Here is a 15082-nt window from a genome sequence, read left to right as displayed (position 1 = left end):
GACGTCTTGGGGCCTTTTAACCTGCGCTGACATTCTGGCTGTCGATATACTTCTTACCAGCTTCGAGTGCCGCGCGCACGGCATCGGGCACATCCAATTGCCGTGACTTGGCAAGTTTGATCAGCATTGGCAGGTTCGCGCCATAGATAATGCGCCGGTTTTCGGGGCGGCATGCCAAGAGGCTGAGGTTTGATGGTGATCCACCAAAAAGATCGGTGACGACCACAACGCCTGCGCCTTGATCCACCGCATCGGCGGCGGCGCAGATCTCGCGTTCTTTATTGGCGCGGTCGTGGTCTGCCTCAATCGCGATGGCGCGCACGCCGAATTGGGATCCCACGACATGTTCGATGGCGGCAAGATATTCTTGCGCCAGCCCCCCATGTGCGACGATGACGATCCCGATCACGGCTTGCTTCCTTCACGATGCTGGCGGTCCAGTTCACGGTGCCTAATTGACACCTGCCAGCCCTGCTCTGCAAGGCGCAAAGCGTGGTCTTCCGCCATGGCGACAGAGCGGTGTTGCCCGCCAGTACAGCCAAAGGCAATGGAGATATGGGATTTTCCCTCTTCGCGGTAAGCGGGCAGCAGTAAAAGACTGAGATCGAGAACTTTATCCGCGAAATCCGTGTAACGTTTATCGCCCGCCACATGGGCCGCCACAGCCGCGTCCCGGCCATTGCCGCTGCGCAGTTCAGGCACCCAATAGGGGTTTCGCAAAAAGCGGCAGTCATGCACCACATCGACACCACGGGGCAGACCACGTTTGTAAGAGAAGCTCTGTACCGAAACGGTAAGATGGCGTTGGCCGCCAGGAGCGAACCATTGCTCCACCTCGGCGCGCAACTCATGTACGTTGAGCGTTGTCGTGTCGATCAGAACGTCCGCGCGGGCGCGAATTGCGTGGAGCAATTCTTGTTCTCGGGCGATGCCGTCGGCGGGGCGATCGGCGGGGGCCAGCGGGTGGCGGCGGCGCGTTTCGGAAAAGCGCTGCAACAGTACGTCTGGCGCGCAGTCGAGATAGAGCAGTTCTGCGCTCCACCCCGGCTCGGCAGAGAGGCGGCCCATCAGCTCCAGCACGCCCTCGGTTGAAAAATCACGGTTGCGCGCATCAATGCCCAAGGCCACCGATTGCGCATCGCCGGGTCGGTCGAGCAGCGCAGGCAACAGCCGCAATGGTAGGTTGTCGATCGCCTCAAACCCCGCGTCTTCCAACACATTGAGTGCAGAGGAACGCCCGGCGCCCGAGGGGCCGGTGACAAGGACCAGCCGCCGAGGCGCATGGTCTGTGGAGGGGGTCTGACTGATCAATTCGGTTCTTTCACAGCTGACATATACAGATGAATTGCTGCCGCAAAATGAGCGCTATCGCATTTGTGAAAACAGGGCAATGTGACACCCTGTATCAAGTGGGTATGGCCCTCGGGCAGGCGTTGCTCTTCGGGAAGGGCAAGATCAACAGCAAGGGCCAAGGGCACCGGGCCGTGATCCTCAAGCCGCAAAATTGCCACGTTGCGCGCCTCGATGAGGCCACGAATATTTTCGGGAACGCTCGCGATTACGTCATCCCCCCTGCGGATTACATCGGTGCGGTCATCCGCCACCAGCTTGGCACCGAGGGCGATCAGTTGCAACGCAAGCGCCGATTTGCCAGCGCCCGAAGGGCCAAGGATCAGCACCCCGCGCCCGCCGATGGCCACGCAGCTTGCGTGGAGGTTCTCGCGTTTAATGGTCATTTCTCGGCCTCAAGCCGCGTTTAGGTCGGCAGGCCCACAACGAAACGTGCGCCTAGGGGCTCAGATGTGATGTCAGCTTCGGTTGGGCGAATGTTTTCGGCCCAGATCACGCCGCCATGCGCTTCGACAATCTGTTTGGAGATTGCGAGGCCAAGACCGGAGTTATTGCCAAAATGCTCTTCCGGGCGCTGCGAATAGAAGCGTTTGAAGATCTTGCCAAGGGCCTGTTCGGGGATGCCGGGGCCGGTGTCTTCGACCACGATCAACACGCGATTGGCGCGTTTACGCGCCCAAACGCGGATCGCATCGCCGTCTTCGCAAAAGGAGATCGCGTTGGTGATAAGGTTCACGAAAACCTGCGCAAGGCGCGCTTCAAGCCCATGAACGGTGATCGGCGCGGCAGGCAGATCGGTTATGAAATCAATGCCCTTAGATTTCGCATCTTCACCCAGATACTGGCCAAGATTGCCCAGCATTTGCAGCAGATCGAAGGGCTCTTCCTCTTCCTTGACCAATTCTGAATCAAGCCGTGAAGCATTGGAAATATCGCTAACCAACCGGTCCAGACGCCGTACATCATGTTCGATGACATCAAGCAACTTTTCGCGCTGATCATCGCGTTTGACCATGCGCAGGGTTCCCACAGCAGACCGCAGAGAGGCGAGCGGGTTCTTGATCTCATGGGCCACATCGGCGGCGAATTGTTCATTGCCATCGATACGGTTGTAGAGCGCCGAAACCATCCCGCGCAACGCGCCGGAGAGGCGGCCGATCTCATCGGGGCGTGCGGTCAGATCGGGGATGCGGATGCGGCCTGGGTTCATCTTGCGCGCGTCTTTGTCACGGCCGAGCTCGGCAGCCGCCGACAGGTCAGCCAGTGGATTGGCGATCGTGGACGCCAACACAAGGCTGAGCCCGATCGAGACCAACGTCGCGATGACGAACATCTGCAACACGCGCTCACGTTCACTGCGCACCAGGCGGTCAATCTCTCCTGCGGCGCTGGCCACGGCGACGACGCCGACCGGGGTATCGCCCTGCATGATTGGCGTCACGACGCTAAACAATGTGCCGCCTTCGATGGCGAGGGTGCCTTCAAGCCGGGTGCCGCCGGATACGCTAGGCGCGACCATGCTGCGGAATTGCTCTTCCAACGGTGGGGTTGCAGCGACTTCTTCAGTACTGAAGGGGGCAGAGACGCGATCCCATAGCCAATTCAGGCCGTCATTGAGCAGGGTCCGCTCCCCTGCCTCTGAAGCGGCGAGCGCTTCGGCTACTGTGAGGCTGCCAGCGGTGCGCGCCACCAGCGTTTCTGCAGGGTCGTAGACAAAGACTTCGATGCCGCCACGCAAATCCAATCCATCAAGCGTGGCGGCCACATCGACACCATCGCCCGTGGTTAGGTTCACCGGCGCGCCTGCGGGAAGCTGCGCTTCGATCACATCGGCAATCAGCTCAGTTTCGGACACCAGCGCCGCGGCACGCTGCATGGCCAGACTGTCACGCGAAGAGTTAAGGTAAAGGATACCCGCAACCAACACGCTAAGCGCAATCAGGTTAAAGGTGATGATCTTGCGCGTTAGCGGCGAGGTACGCAGCGAAAACAGCCCTCGCCGTTCGCGCTTGACCAGAATCTCATCGGGCGCGGCGCTGTCGGGGGTGACCCAATCATCCCCCAATACAACATCACCGTCCCTACCCACAGCCATGTCCCGCACAAGCTTCCTTTCGACCAGCGTTAACCGCCGGGTTTACTCTTCGTTGTATCTATAGCCGATGCCATAAAGCGTTTCGATCGCCGAGAATTCATCATCGGCGGTGCGCATCTTTTTCCGCAGACGTTTGATGTGGCTGTCGATCGTGCGGTCATCCACATAGACCTGATCATCATAAGCTACGTCCATCAACTGGTCGCGCGATTTTACAAAACCGGGGCGCTGCGCGAGCGCTTGCAACAGCAGGAATTCGGTCACGGTCAGGGACACGTCTTTGCCCTTCCAGCTGACGGCGTGGCGCAGCGGGTCCATCCGCAGTTCGCCGCGCTCCATCACTTTGGTTTCTTCTGTATCCCCAACCTCATTCGTTTCCACCGCGTCTTGGCGGCGCAGAAGGGCGCGGATACGTTCGACCAACAGACGCTGGCTGAAGGGTTTTTTGACGTAATCGTCTGCCCCCATACGCAGGCCAAGCACTTCGTCGATCTCATCATCCTTGGATGTCAGGAAAATGACCGGCATCGCGGTTTTCTGACGCAACCGTTGCAGCAGATCCATGCCGTCCATGCGGGGCATCTTGATGTCCAGCACCGCCATATCCGGCAGTTTCTTGTTGAATGCGTCCAACGCGGCCTGACCGTCGTTGTAGGTTTCCACTTCGAAGCCTTCAGCTTCAAGAGTCATCGAAACAGATGTCAGGATGTTCCTGTCATCGTCTACCAATGCAATCTTTGACATTGCCCGCTTCCTTATGCTGCTCAATTCGTTCTTATTTTTGGAGTCAGTGATCCCCAATATTAGAGATCGAATCAATCCTTAAGTGCGAATCGTGCCATTGAGATGCACCAATTCGGTCATAATTTGGTTAGGAATGGCTAAATTGCCGCACTTTGATTCCTCACAGATTGATTGAACCCTGCTCTGCAGTCGTCGCATTGGGTCGGGATCTATGCGCATCGAAACAAAGTTTTAGATGGTGGCGCTAACTGTGACAAAGCTGCCTGTTCAACCTTAAAACGCCCGTGTTAAGAGGCTTTCAAGGCCCCCGATGCCCAGGGCAATTGCGCCCGCTCGGACACGTTCTGCGCCGCTCACGCGCTACTACAGGAGACATCACATGACATTTGGACGGGTAAACCCGCAGTTCAGCCTCGAAGATCAACAGATCAGCGGGCTTGGCGATGTCTATTACAACCTGACCGAGCCTGCGCTGGTCGAGGCCGCGTTGAAACGGGGCGAAGGTAATTTGGGCAAGGGCGGTGCGTTCCTTGTTACCACGGGCAAGTTCACGGGCCGGTCACCCAAGGACAAACATGTGGTCAAAACCGACAGCGTGGCCGACAGCATCTGGTGGGAAAACAACGCCGAGATGTCGCCCGAAGGGTTTGACGCATTGTACAAAGACATGGTCGCGCACATGCAGGGCAAAGACTACTTTGTCCAAGACCTCGTTGGCGGTGCCGACCCCAAACATGCGATCAATGTGCGGATGGTGACAGAACTGGCATGGCACGGGCTTTTCATCCGCACCATGCTGCGCCGCCCCGATGCCGAAGCGCTGCAGGACTTCACCGCCGATTTCACCGTCATCAACTGCCCCAGTTTCCAAGCTGCCCCGGCCAAGCACAACTGCCGCAGCGAAACCGTTATCGCGATGAACTTCGACCGCAAGATGATCCTCATCGGCGGCACGGAATACGCGGGTGAGAACAAGAAATCTGTCTTCACGCTGCTGAACTACCTATTGCCGGAAAAAGGCATCATGCCGATGCACTGCTCGGCCAACCACGCCACCGGAAACCCCGTTGATACGGCTGTTTTCTTTGGCCTGTCGGGAACTGGCAAAACCACCCTCTCCGCCGACCCCGAGCGCACGCTGATCGGTGATGACGAGCACGGCTGGTCCGACAACGGCACCTTCAACTTTGAAGGCGGTTGCTATGCAAAGACAATTAACCTGAGCCCCGAAGCCGAGCCGGAGATCTACGCGACGACCTCCAAGTTTGGCACGGTGATCGAGAACATGGTCTTCGACCCGAACACATTCGAGCTAGACTTCGACGACGATTCGCTGACCGCCAACATGCGCGCGGCCTATCCGCTGCACTATATCTCTAACGCCAGCGAGAAAGCCGTCGGCGGCCACCCCAAGAACATCATCATGCTGACCTGCGATGCATTCGGCGTTCTGCCTCCGATCGCGCGGCTGAGCCCGGCGCAGGCGATGTACCATTTCCTGTCGGGCTTCACCTCCAAGGTCGCAGGCACCGAGCGTGGCGTGACCGAGCCTGAGCCCACATTCTCCACCTGTTTCGGCGCACCCTTCATGCCGCGCCGCCCGGAGGTCTACGGCAACCTGCTACGCGAAAAGATCGCCCAGCATGGTGCCACCTGCTGGCTGGTTAACACCGGCTGGACCGGTGGGGCCTATGGCACCGGCTCGCGGATGCCGATTAAGGCGACCCGCGCTTTGCTGAGCGCCGCCCTTGAAGGCCGTCTGGCCGATGCCGAGTTCCGCAAAGACCTGAACTTCGGCTTCGATGTCCCTGTTGAGGTGAACGGCGTCGCCGACATCCTGCTTGACCCGCGCCGCACATGGGACGATCCGGAGTCCTATGACCGTCAGGCGGCCAAGCTGGTCAAGATGTTCTCGGACAACTTTGAGCAGTATCTGCCCTATATCGACGAAGATGTGAAAGCCGCTGCAATTAGCTAAGGCTTTACGAATTTAACAGGATTACCAAGGGCCGCCTCAATGGGCGGCCCTTTTTGCATTGCTCGCAGCATACTCTAACCACCGAAAGTCACCTTCGCATCCAGCGGCATTTCCCGAAGGAAGGTTTCATCCACCCCAACGATATTCACTGATGCGGAACGGTCCACCGCAGCGATCAAGGCAAAGCTCTTGTCAGGATAGCGCCCCGCCATCAGCAAGCGTTTATAGGCCAAAGGCACGGGGGCTCCTCCCTCTTCTCGCGGGATCTGAGTGACCACTTCGTCCAGGCGAACGCCATAGGTCGCCTCAACCTCACGGAAGGGGAAGTTCAACATATTCTCAAACTCCGGCCCGCCGGGAAACAGCTTAAGCGGCCGCCCGATGCTGCTGCGCGCGTTACTCCAGCCCCACCACTGCGTGTAAAACGATTTCTCCCCCACCTCGGTACAAATCCAGCCGTTGGGCGAATCGCGGTAGACCAGCATATAGGGGCGCATGGCGCGGAATGCTTCGCTTTCCAGTTCCCCTTGGCTCTGTGTCCAAGCCTGAAGCGCGGCTTGCAACATCGGTGACCCACCGTCCCAGATCAGCGACAATGGCTGCTGTTGCTGGTGAAAGCACCAACCGTTCGGCTCTTCATGAGACAGACGCAGCATTCCATCGGCATGGCGGGTTTTACCATCTAGCCACAGTTTGCCTCGATCAAGGATATCGCGTGCTTCCGGCAGCGCCTCTATCCCGACTTTGGTCAGAGAATAGCGCCGGTTCTCGATCGAAAAGAGCGCCGCGCCCATTGTGTCTTCCAGTTGCTGAATATGCCGCCGAACCGTCTGACGCGTGCTGGACAATTGTGCGACCGCATGGCTCAGATTCAAGGTGCTCGCCAGCGTTACAAACGAGCGGATCATTTCGAACAAAAGCGCCGGCGCGGGCTCTTTTTGCCGGGGCTTTGGCGCGGCGTCGACCGGCGCAATATCGGACATATGTTGGTTCATAGGCAAAGCATGGTACATGAATCACCCAACAACGCAACATAATCCATCCACCTAAGGTAAATTGGTTAACACAATTGGGTCAGAACTAGGCAATTGATCCTCAATACATTGAGGGTAGTGAATGTATTGTACTCAACCTGAGGTATTTACACATGTCCCATCCTGTAGACATTCACGTTGGTCGGCGACTCAAGCAAGCCCGCACCCTGCGGCGGCAGTCCCAAACCGACGTTGCGCGTGAACTTAAACTCTCGTTTCAGCAAATCCAAAAGTATGAGATCGGCTCCAACCGGATCGCCGCCAGCCGCCTGCATGAGCTGGCTCGGATACTCGAAGTCACCCCCGGATATTTCTTTGAAGGGCTTGATGATGATACGCCAGAGACCAAGAATGACCCGGCGCTCGATATCGTAAACGCAATTGGCTCCATCAAGGATGACAACGTAAGAGCCCGTATTCTAACGTTTATTGAAGACGTGTCAGGCGTTACGGTCGCCCGCCGGGGCTGATGGCTGCTGCCGCTTCTCGCGCCGACGCACCCGCCGAAGGCGGCAACGAAAGGCGCAGGTTTCACGGCAGGCAGCAGTCACCAAAGCAACAACTCCGGTGTTCGCTTCGAAGCGGCTTCACGCCACCAGCGTTTCAGCTTTCTTAAGGTCGACGGAGACCAACTGGCTCACACCCTGTTCTGCCATGGTTACCCCAAAGAGCCGATCCATCCGCGCCATCGTCACCGCGTGGTGCGTGATGATGAGGAAGCGCGTGTCGGTCTGACGGCACATCTCGTCCAAGAGGTCACAGAATCTGGTCACATTTGCGTCATCAAGCGGCGCATCGACCTCATCCAGCACACAGATCGGCGCTGGATTCGCGAGGAACACTGCAAAGATCAGTGCCATCGCGGTCAATGTCTGCTCCCCACCCGACAGGAGGCTCAGCGTGCTGAGCTTCTTACCCGGAGGCTGGCACATGATCTCCAGCCCGGCTTCCAGCGGATCATCACTTTCGACCATCACAAGGTTCGCTTCGCCACCACCGAAGAGATGGGTGAACAACATCGAGAAGTTCGCGTTCACCTGTTCGAAGGCCGTCAGTAGCCTTTCCCGCCCTTCGCGGTTCAGCCCGGCGATACCACTTCGCAGGGTCTTGATCGCCTCTTCCAGATCGGCCTTCTCGGCCAGAAGCGCGTCATGCTCTTCGCGAACCTCTTTCGCGTCATCCTCAGCGCGCAGGTTCACCGCCCCCAGCGAATCCCGCTGGCGTTTGTGGCGGTTTACTTCTTCTTCCAATGCTTCGGCTTGGAGGTGCTGCTCCGCACCTAGGTCAAGCGCATCACGTAGTGCTTCGGGAGTAACCTGCCGCTCGTCCTGAATGCGTTCAGCGGCGTGCGACACAGTTTCACGGGCGGCATCGCTGCGCGCTTCGGCCCGCGCACGGGCTTCACGCGCGTCCGAGGCCTGACGTTCAGCGTCACGCTCAGCTTCTGTCGCAGCCTTTAGCGCATTCTCCGCAGCGCCCAGCGTTTCTACCGCACGGGTACGGCGCGTTTCGGCAGCCGTGATCGCGCCCATGAGCTCTTCGCGCTTGGCCGCAATCTCTGCGGGAGCGGCGCTTGCTTGTGAAAGTTCCACCTCCGAGGCGGTCTTGCGCTCGACCAATTCCGCCGTTCGCTTGCCTGCGGTCTCTAGCCGGTGCCGCCAACCGCTTATCTCTTTCGTCACTTCCTGCGCGCGCCGGACCCGGGATTCGCCCTCTCGGCGCAACTCATCATGAGCGGAGCGGCGCGACATCATGGTGATCCGCGAAGCTTCGACCGCCATGCGAATTTCTTCGACCATAGCGCGCGCGGCAGAAAGGTCGTCCAACCCTTCCAGAGTACGCTCGGCGTCGAGCACTTCTGCGCGGGCGGCGATCGCGGCCTCCTCGTGGCGTTTCACCGCAAGGCCGAGGGATTCCAATCGGCTTTGCGCAAGATTTCGATCTGCCTCTGCACGGCTCAGCGCGCGGCCCGCATCAGCGACCTGCCTGTCCGCATCGCGCCGCGCCTCACGGGCACGCTTGTCGGCGTCGGCCTGCTCTGCCAATTGGCGCTGTAATGTCTCGTGAGCCGCCCGCGCGCCATCGGCACGTTGGCTTGCTTCCTCCAAAGCCTGCTTCAACACTTCAAGCCGGTTCAACTGCTGCAGGCGCAGGGCCGCTGCCGATGGCGCGTCTTCGGCCCAAGCGCGGAAGCCGTCCCACCGCCAAAGATCACCCTCGGGCGAAACCAAACGCTGCCCCGGCAACAACTGCGCCTGAAGCTGCGTACCCGCATCGGGATCGACGAGTCCGATCTGGCTCATACGGCGTTCAAGCACCTCAGGCACCGACACATGCTGCGTCAGCGGGGTCACCCCCCCGGGCAGCGGTTGCGCCTCCAGATACCCCGGCAGCACCGACCAGCCGGAAGGCCCATCCGCATCAACCTCAGGCGCGCGCAAATCGTCTGCCAAAGCAGCCCCAAGCGCTTTCTCAAAGCCATGTTCGACCTGCAACCGATCAAGGATCTGCCCGCCCTCGGCGGTATCGCGTTCCACCAACTTTGCCAGCGCTCCAGCTTCCGCCCGCAAGGCGTTGGTTTCGCCCTCCGCCTCTGACCGCTCTGCGCGCGCGTCGGCTTCGCGCGACTGCGTATCGGCGCGGGCTTCTTCGGCGGCCAAAAGGGCGGCATCCGCGGCCGCGGCGGCATCGACGGCCGCAACTTCTGCCTTCTGCGCCGTTGCGAAATCCAATCCAGCCTGATCGAGCGTCGCTTGGCTTTGGGCCACTGCATCGCGGGCTTTTGCGGCCTCTGCTTCCGATTTTTGTAGGGTCTTTCGGCTGTCCTGTAGCAAACGTTCCGCCGAACTGTGACGCGCCGACAACCGAGCGACATCTTCGGTTTGCTGGGCCAGATCCCCCTCGCGGATTTGCAACACGGAAGAGGCCTCACGCGCGGCCTCTCCGGCAGCCTCTAGCGCCTTGTCATGCCCTTCGCCCGCCTTGGCCAATTCCCGCGCTTCCAATTCGAGACGTTCAATCGTTTCCTCGGCGTCGCGGTTCAACCCATCTTCGCGGTCGATATCGCGGGTCAGTTGCGTGATCCGCCCGGACAGCGTTTCGATTAACGCAGCAGCGCGGGATTCCTGTTCGGTCAATGTGTCGCGTTGCGCGGTAAGGCGTTGAAGAACGGCAGCAGAGATCGCCTCTTCTTCGCGCAAAGCGGGCAAAGCGGCTTCTGCCTCTTCGCGCCCTTTGGCGATCTGGCGCACCTGCGCTTCGGCCTCGGCCGCGGACGCGACGCGGGCCCGCAATTCCTCTTCGGATTTGCCGCGTGCATCCTCCGCTTCGCGCCAACGGTGGTAAAGCAGCAGCCCCTCGGCACGGCGCAGTGCTTCGCCGATTTCGCGATAGCGCGCGGCTTGGCGGGCTTGGCGGGCCAGCGTGGCCAATTGGGCGGCAAGCTGTTCGATCACATCATCGACACGAGCAAGGTTCTGTTCTGCGCCATTCAACTTCAATTCGGCTTCATGCCGGCGTTGATAAAGCCCAGAAATTCCAGCCGCCTCTTCCAAAATACGGCGACGGCTTTTGGGCTTGGCGTTGATCAATTCAGCAATCTGCCCCTGTCGCACCAGCGCAGGGCTATGGGCGCCGGTGGACGCATCGGCGAAAAGCATTTGCACATCACGCGCCCGCACGTCTTTGCCATTCACCTTATACGCACTGCCCACATCGCGGGTGATGCGGCGCACGATCTCTAGTGCGTCTTGTTCGTTAAAGCCCGCAGGCGCCAACCGATCGCTGTTATCCAAATGCAGCGAGACTTCGGCAAAATTGCGCGCCGGGCGCGAGGCGGCCCCGGCAAAGATCACATCTTCCATACCACCGCCACGCATTGCGGTCGGGCGGTTTTCACCCATGACCCACCGCAGTGCTTCAAGCAAGTTGGATTTGCCACAGCCGTTCGGCCCCACAACGCCCGTCAGCCCGTCAGAGATGACGAGGTCGGTCGGGTCCACGAAGCTTTTGAAGCCGGTCAGTCTGAGTTTGGAAAAGCGCAAGTTAGCCCTGCCGTAATTGATTCTTGCCTGAGCGGCGAACTTGCCGTTTTGGGAGGGTCCGAGTCAATCAAAAGCCCCAAGGGAAGGGGGGCAATGAGCGGTTATCCACAAGATATTGTCGGAGCCATAAGGCGTAGGCCGTCCAAACCGAGCTAAGGCCTAATCACAGTCCAACACACCAATTGCCAATGCCTGATCGCCCAGCACCTCTTTGACATCGCAACCGCTGGCTAGGGCCATCGCCCGGCCTGCCCGCCCCCGGATCGGACCAAACCGCGGGGCATATTGCACGTTGACGCGCATCGCCTCTGCCCGTTCGCCACGGATCCGCACGTCAAAAACCGATCCATCAACCGTGACCTGTTGGGCGGCTACGCCGCGAAAATCCCGGCTGGGTGCATTGCAGGCCGTCAGCCAGATAGGCATCGTGATGAACAAGAAGAACCGCATGGCTTTAGCCTGCAGTTAGAGAGTTAACAAAACCCTACCATCTAACGAAAAAAGCCCCGGCAAAACCGGGGCCTTCTAAATTCGATGGGGCGCTGGCTTAGTGCAGCTTGGCTTCGACTTGGGCGATGCCATCGTCGATCAGCTTGTTGCCCTGTGCGGCGGTCATCTGCTTGGCGATCACGTCGCGGGCAGCGGCCACAGCAATGGTCACGGCTTGGTCGCGGACTTCCTTCACAGCGGCGGCCTCGGCCGAGCTGATCTGGTCCTTCGCGGCGGCCATGCGACGCTCAAGCGATTTGGCCATATCCGCCCGCGCCTGTTCGGCAGCAAGACGGGCATCTTCCTTTGCGGAAGACACGATACGGTCCGCTTGGTCCTGCACCTCTTTCTGCTTGCGCTCATAGGAGGCGAGCAAAGTCTGCGCTTCTTCACGCAGGGCGCGGGCTTCTTCCAGCTCGGTCTTGATGCCGTCGGCGCGTTTGTCGAGCATGCCGATCAACAGCGTCGGCACCTTGAAATAAATCAGGATCCCGAGGAACAGCAGGAAGGCCAGCAGCACGATGAAGTCCGTGTTGCGCAGCGAGAAGAAAGGTCCGGTGGCCGCAAAAGCAGGCGAAGCCACCATGCCAGCGAGCAGGGTCGAAAGTGTCAGGCGCATGGATTTGGTCATGGCTTATCCTTTCATCCGCGCATCGACGGCGGCATCAACGGTTGTAGCATCTGCCGTGCCACCAAGGGCGGCGACAAGCGCTTCTGCGGTGTCCTTGGCAACGGCTTGTACGTTGTCCATGGCGCCCGCGCGAATTTCGGCGATGGCTTTTTCCGATTCCGCCACTTGCGCGGCAATCTCGGCATCGGCCTTGGCCATTTCGGCATCCAGATCAGCCTGCATGTCCGCTTTGGCTTGGGCCACGATCTGCTGTGCCTCAGCACGGGCGTCGATCAGGGCCTTGTCATAGGCGGCTTCGGCTTCCTGTGCCTTGACCTTCAGGTCTTCGGCAGCCGCGATGTCATTGGTGATGGTCCCTTGGCGCTCGGCCAGAACCGCACCGATACGAGGCAGAGCCACGCGCGACAGGATCAGGTAGGTGGCGATCAGTGCCAGGATCAGCCAGAAAATCTGGTTGCCCCAGTGATCGAAGTTCAGCTGCGGCATGCCCGGCGTTTCGGCAGCATGGGTCGCAATGCCGGTCGCGTCGGCCAGCCCGTCGCTGGTTGTTACAGTTGCCATCGTGGCTTCTCCTTGGAAACTTTGCCGTTACAGCCGGGCAGACACGGCGATGCGCGCCTGCCCGCTCGTAAGGATTACAGTTCCGAGAGCTTAGACAGCGAACATCAGCAGCAGAGCGACGAGGAACGAGAAGATCCCCAGAGCTTCTGCAAACGCGATGCCGATGAACAGGGTCGCTGTCTGGCTTGCGGCTGCCGATGGGTTGCGCAGTGCGCCGGACAGGAAGTTGGCGGCAACGTTGCCGACACCCAGGGCTGCGATGCCCGTGCCGAGACCTGCAATGCCTGCGCCGATATGTGCGAGTTGACCTTCCATGGGGGTATCTCCTTACGATTGGAAGTTAAAACTTTGGCGGGAAACCCCGCCGTTGTTGGGGTTGTTAGTGTGCGGGGTGCAGCGCGTCCTTGAGGTACACGCATGTCAGAATGGTAAAAACATAGGCCTGAATGAAGGCCACCAGCACTTCGAGACCGTACATCGCGGTGATCGCGAGCACCGACACCGGCGAGATCACTGCGATGGCAGCGAAACCGGCGAAAACTTTGATAACCGCGTGGCCCGCCATGACGTTACCCGCCAGACGAATGGAGTGGCTTACCGGGCGCACGAAGTAGCTGATCAATTCGATGATCGCCAGCACCGGGCGCAGCGCCAGAGGCGCCGAGGATACCCAGAAGAGGCTCAGGAAAGCTGCGCCGTTCTTGACGAAGCCGACAACGGTCACGGTGATGAACACCGCCAGCGCCAGAACCACAGTCACCGAGAAATGCGCGGTGGGGGTAAAGGCTGTTGGGATCAGGCCGAGGAAGTTGGCCATCACGATGAACATGAACAGGGTCATGATATAGGGGAAGAACTTCAGCCCCTCTTTGCCGCAGATGTCCTCGACCATCTTGTGGATGAAGCCGTAAGCCAGCTCAGCAACCGATTGCATCCGGCCCGGGACGACCGAGCGGCGCGCGCTGCCCAGAACGAGCATCGCGAAAGTGGCCAGAACCGCCAGCGCCATCCAGAAGGTCGCGTTGGTGATGGTGTACCAAGCAACGGAAGCATCATCGCTAAAGAGCGGCGATACGATGAACTGGTCCATCGGGTGGAATTCCAGACCGCCTGTTTCAGCGCCGTTTGTCTCTGTTGCCATCTCAGGCTCCCTCGTCCTTGCCCGAATGGGGCGTATCCTGTTCGGCCGGTTCGGCCTGTTGTTTGCCCTGGATTTCCTCAGCGGTGCGGAGCATCGTCTTCACCCCCGCCGCAAGGCCCAGCATTACAAATAGCACCATGAAGATGGGCAGCGTGCCAAAGAGCACATCAAGCCCGTATCCGATGCCGAAACCGATCCCAAGACCGGCCACAAGTTCGATCACCATCCGCCATGCCATATTGGCCTGAGAATAATGCTCATCCGCTCGGGGCTTAGGTGCGCCGCGTTGTTTCGCAGCCGCCAGTTTGGCCTCAAGCTGCTCCATCTGCTGCCGTTGGTCCGGGCTGGTCACACCAAAATCCCCTTAGGAATATCTGCTGCGGTGCTACTGTCAGGGCGGGTTAGAGTCAACCGCGATGGACAACGTGACTTATAGATGGAATTCAATGCCTTACAGGGATACCCCCCGCGCGTGACTTGTAATGCGGAGCTAAAATGCCAGTAAAACTGCGCCCCGGACTTATTCAACTCAATGGTTAAGTTACGCACAATGCCCGCTTCCCCCCTTCCATAGCCCGCGCTATGCAGGCTCATGACCCAAGACTTAGATCAGGTGTTTGCTGCCCTTGCCGACCCCACGCGTCGTGCCATCCTCGCCATGTTGCTGGAGGATGACATGGCCGTGACGGATGTGGCCGAGCCATTTGAGATGTCGCTTGCCGCGATCTCAAAACACTTGGGCGTGCTGACGGCGGCAGGGCTGATCAGTCAGGAAAAGCGGGGGCGGGTGAAATGGTGCAAGCTTGAACCGGATGCGCTGCGGAATGCGTCGGTCTGGATGCAGGGGTTCGGGCAGTTTGAGCCGGTGAACCTAGATGCCTTTGAACGTTTCTTAGAAATCGAATTGCCTGATGCGGGCGAAGGCGCGCCGCGCTCAGGGTCAGAGTAGAGTGATCCCCCCTTGCCACGAGGTAAATAAGACAAGGGGAGGATCAATCGACGGTCAGATGACGCCG

Annotated in this window: 16 protein-coding genes; 3 read left to right on the top strand and 13 right to left on the bottom strand. The window is 59.4% G+C overall.

The features are described from left to right. Positions 1 to 16 precede the first annotated feature (16 nt). The 5 genes from ACSQ16_RS04275 to ACSQ16_RS04255 are packed head-to-tail and all read right to left on the bottom strand — an operon-like array spanning position 17 to position 4189. Positions 17 to 409 carry a PTS sugar transporter subunit IIA gene (locus ACSQ16_RS04275; protein WP_093927291.1) on the bottom strand — a complete coding sequence of 131 codons (393 nt, stop codon included), beginning with the start codon at positions 407 to 409 and terminating at the stop codon, positions 17 to 19. Continuing rightward, positions 406 to 1311 (bottom strand): RNase adapter RapZ, encoded by a 906-nt coding sequence (gene rapZ / locus ACSQ16_RS04270; protein ID WP_243261554.1) that lies wholly within the window; start codon positions 1309 to 1311, stop codon positions 406 to 408. Before rapZ ends, ACSQ16_RS04275 begins: the two co-directional genes overlap by 4 nt. Next, entirely contained in the window at positions 1308 to 1736 is a 429-nt protein-coding gene (locus ACSQ16_RS04265) for an HPr kinase/phosphorylase (protein WP_243261555.1), read from the bottom strand. Before ACSQ16_RS04265 ends, rapZ begins: the two co-directional genes overlap by 4 nt. Before the next feature lie 20 nt (positions 1737 to 1756). Further along, complete coding sequence (locus tag ACSQ16_RS04260) at positions 1757 to 3445, bottom strand: sensor histidine kinase (protein ID WP_243261556.1); 1689 nt, start codon at positions 3443 to 3445, stop codon at positions 1757 to 1759. A gap of 42 nt (positions 3446 to 3487) precedes the next feature. Beyond that, positions 3488 to 4189 (bottom strand): response regulator transcription factor, encoded by a 702-nt coding sequence (locus ACSQ16_RS04255; RefSeq protein WP_093927295.1) that lies wholly within the window; start codon positions 4187 to 4189, stop codon positions 3488 to 3490. Positions 4190 to 4568: 379 nt separating this feature from the next. On the opposite strand from ACSQ16_RS04255, the gene ACSQ16_RS04250 reads away from it, so the two are divergent. Then, positions 4569 to 6167: a phosphoenolpyruvate carboxykinase gene (locus ACSQ16_RS04250; protein WP_435988596.1), complete on the top strand. Its 1599-nt coding sequence runs from the start codon at positions 4569 to 4571 to the stop codon at positions 6165 to 6167. Positions 6168 to 6241: 74 nt separating this feature from the next. Here ACSQ16_RS04250 and ACSQ16_RS04245 read toward each other — a convergent pair whose 3' ends face one another. Continuing rightward, positions 6242 to 7150, bottom strand: coding sequence for a LysR family transcriptional regulator (locus ACSQ16_RS04245; protein WP_243261558.1), 909 nt, complete (start codon positions 7148 to 7150; stop codon positions 6242 to 6244). A 164-nt stretch (positions 7151 to 7314) separates the two neighbouring features. Here ACSQ16_RS04245 and ACSQ16_RS04240 point away from each other — a divergent pair, with 164 nt between their 5' ends. Continuing rightward, positions 7315 to 7671 (top strand): helix-turn-helix domain-containing protein, encoded by a 357-nt coding sequence (locus ACSQ16_RS04240; protein WP_093927298.1) that lies wholly within the window; start codon positions 7315 to 7317, stop codon positions 7669 to 7671. A 117-nt stretch (positions 7672 to 7788) separates the two neighbouring features. Here the strand turns inward: ACSQ16_RS04240 and ACSQ16_RS04235 are convergent, their stop codons facing one another. From ACSQ16_RS04235 to ACSQ16_RS04205, 7 genes are all read right to left on the bottom strand, one after another. Next, positions 7789 to 11244, bottom strand: coding sequence for a chromosome segregation SMC family protein (locus ACSQ16_RS04235; protein WP_243261559.1), 3456 nt, complete (start codon positions 11242 to 11244; stop codon positions 7789 to 7791). A 159-nt stretch (positions 11245 to 11403) separates the two neighbouring features. Continuing rightward, positions 11404 to 11694, bottom strand: a complete 291-nt coding sequence (locus tag ACSQ16_RS04230) for a hypothetical protein (protein WP_243261560.1) — start codon at positions 11692 to 11694, stop codon at positions 11404 to 11406. 97 nt (positions 11695 to 11791) lie between these two features. Further along, positions 11792 to 12352: a F0F1 ATP synthase subunit B gene (locus ACSQ16_RS04225; protein WP_093927931.1), complete on the bottom strand. Its 561-nt coding sequence runs from the start codon at positions 12350 to 12352 to the stop codon at positions 11792 to 11794. A gap of 15 nt (positions 12353 to 12367) precedes the next feature. Continuing rightward, on the bottom strand, positions 12368 to 12925 hold the full coding sequence (locus ACSQ16_RS04220; RefSeq protein ID WP_120351898.1) for a F0F1 ATP synthase subunit B': 558 nt from the start codon (positions 12923 to 12925) through the stop codon (positions 12368 to 12370). A gap of 90 nt (positions 12926 to 13015) precedes the next feature. Beyond that, positions 13016 to 13240, bottom strand: coding sequence for a F0F1 ATP synthase subunit C (locus tag ACSQ16_RS04215; protein WP_007118046.1), 225 nt, complete (start codon positions 13238 to 13240; stop codon positions 13016 to 13018). 64 nt (positions 13241 to 13304) lie between these two features. Next, entirely contained in the window at positions 13305 to 14066 is a 762-nt protein-coding gene (locus tag ACSQ16_RS04210; RefSeq protein ID WP_067627201.1) for a F0F1 ATP synthase subunit A, read from the bottom strand. 1 nt (position 14067) lies between these two features. Next, the gene (locus tag ACSQ16_RS04205) at positions 14068 to 14418 is read right to left on the bottom strand and encodes an AtpZ/AtpI family protein (RefSeq protein ID WP_067627199.1); all 351 of its coding nucleotides are present in this window, start codon (positions 14416 to 14418) and stop codon (positions 14068 to 14070) included. A 240-nt stretch (positions 14419 to 14658) separates the two neighbouring features. Here ACSQ16_RS04205 and ACSQ16_RS04200 point away from each other — a divergent pair, with 240 nt between their 5' ends. Continuing rightward, positions 14659 to 15015 carry an ArsR/SmtB family transcription factor gene (locus ACSQ16_RS04200; RefSeq protein WP_243261561.1) on the top strand — a complete coding sequence of 119 codons (357 nt, stop codon included), beginning with the start codon at positions 14659 to 14661 and terminating at the stop codon, positions 15013 to 15015. Positions 15016 to 15082 lie beyond the last annotated feature (67 nt).

The organism is Sulfitobacter sp. SH24 (assembly GCF_965641895.1).
GTDB lineage: Bacteria > Pseudomonadota > Alphaproteobacteria > Rhodobacterales > Rhodobacteraceae > Sulfitobacter > Sulfitobacter dubius.
The sequence above is the reverse complement of the archived record's forward strand: the minus strand, read 5'-3'. Positions and strand labels throughout refer to the sequence as shown.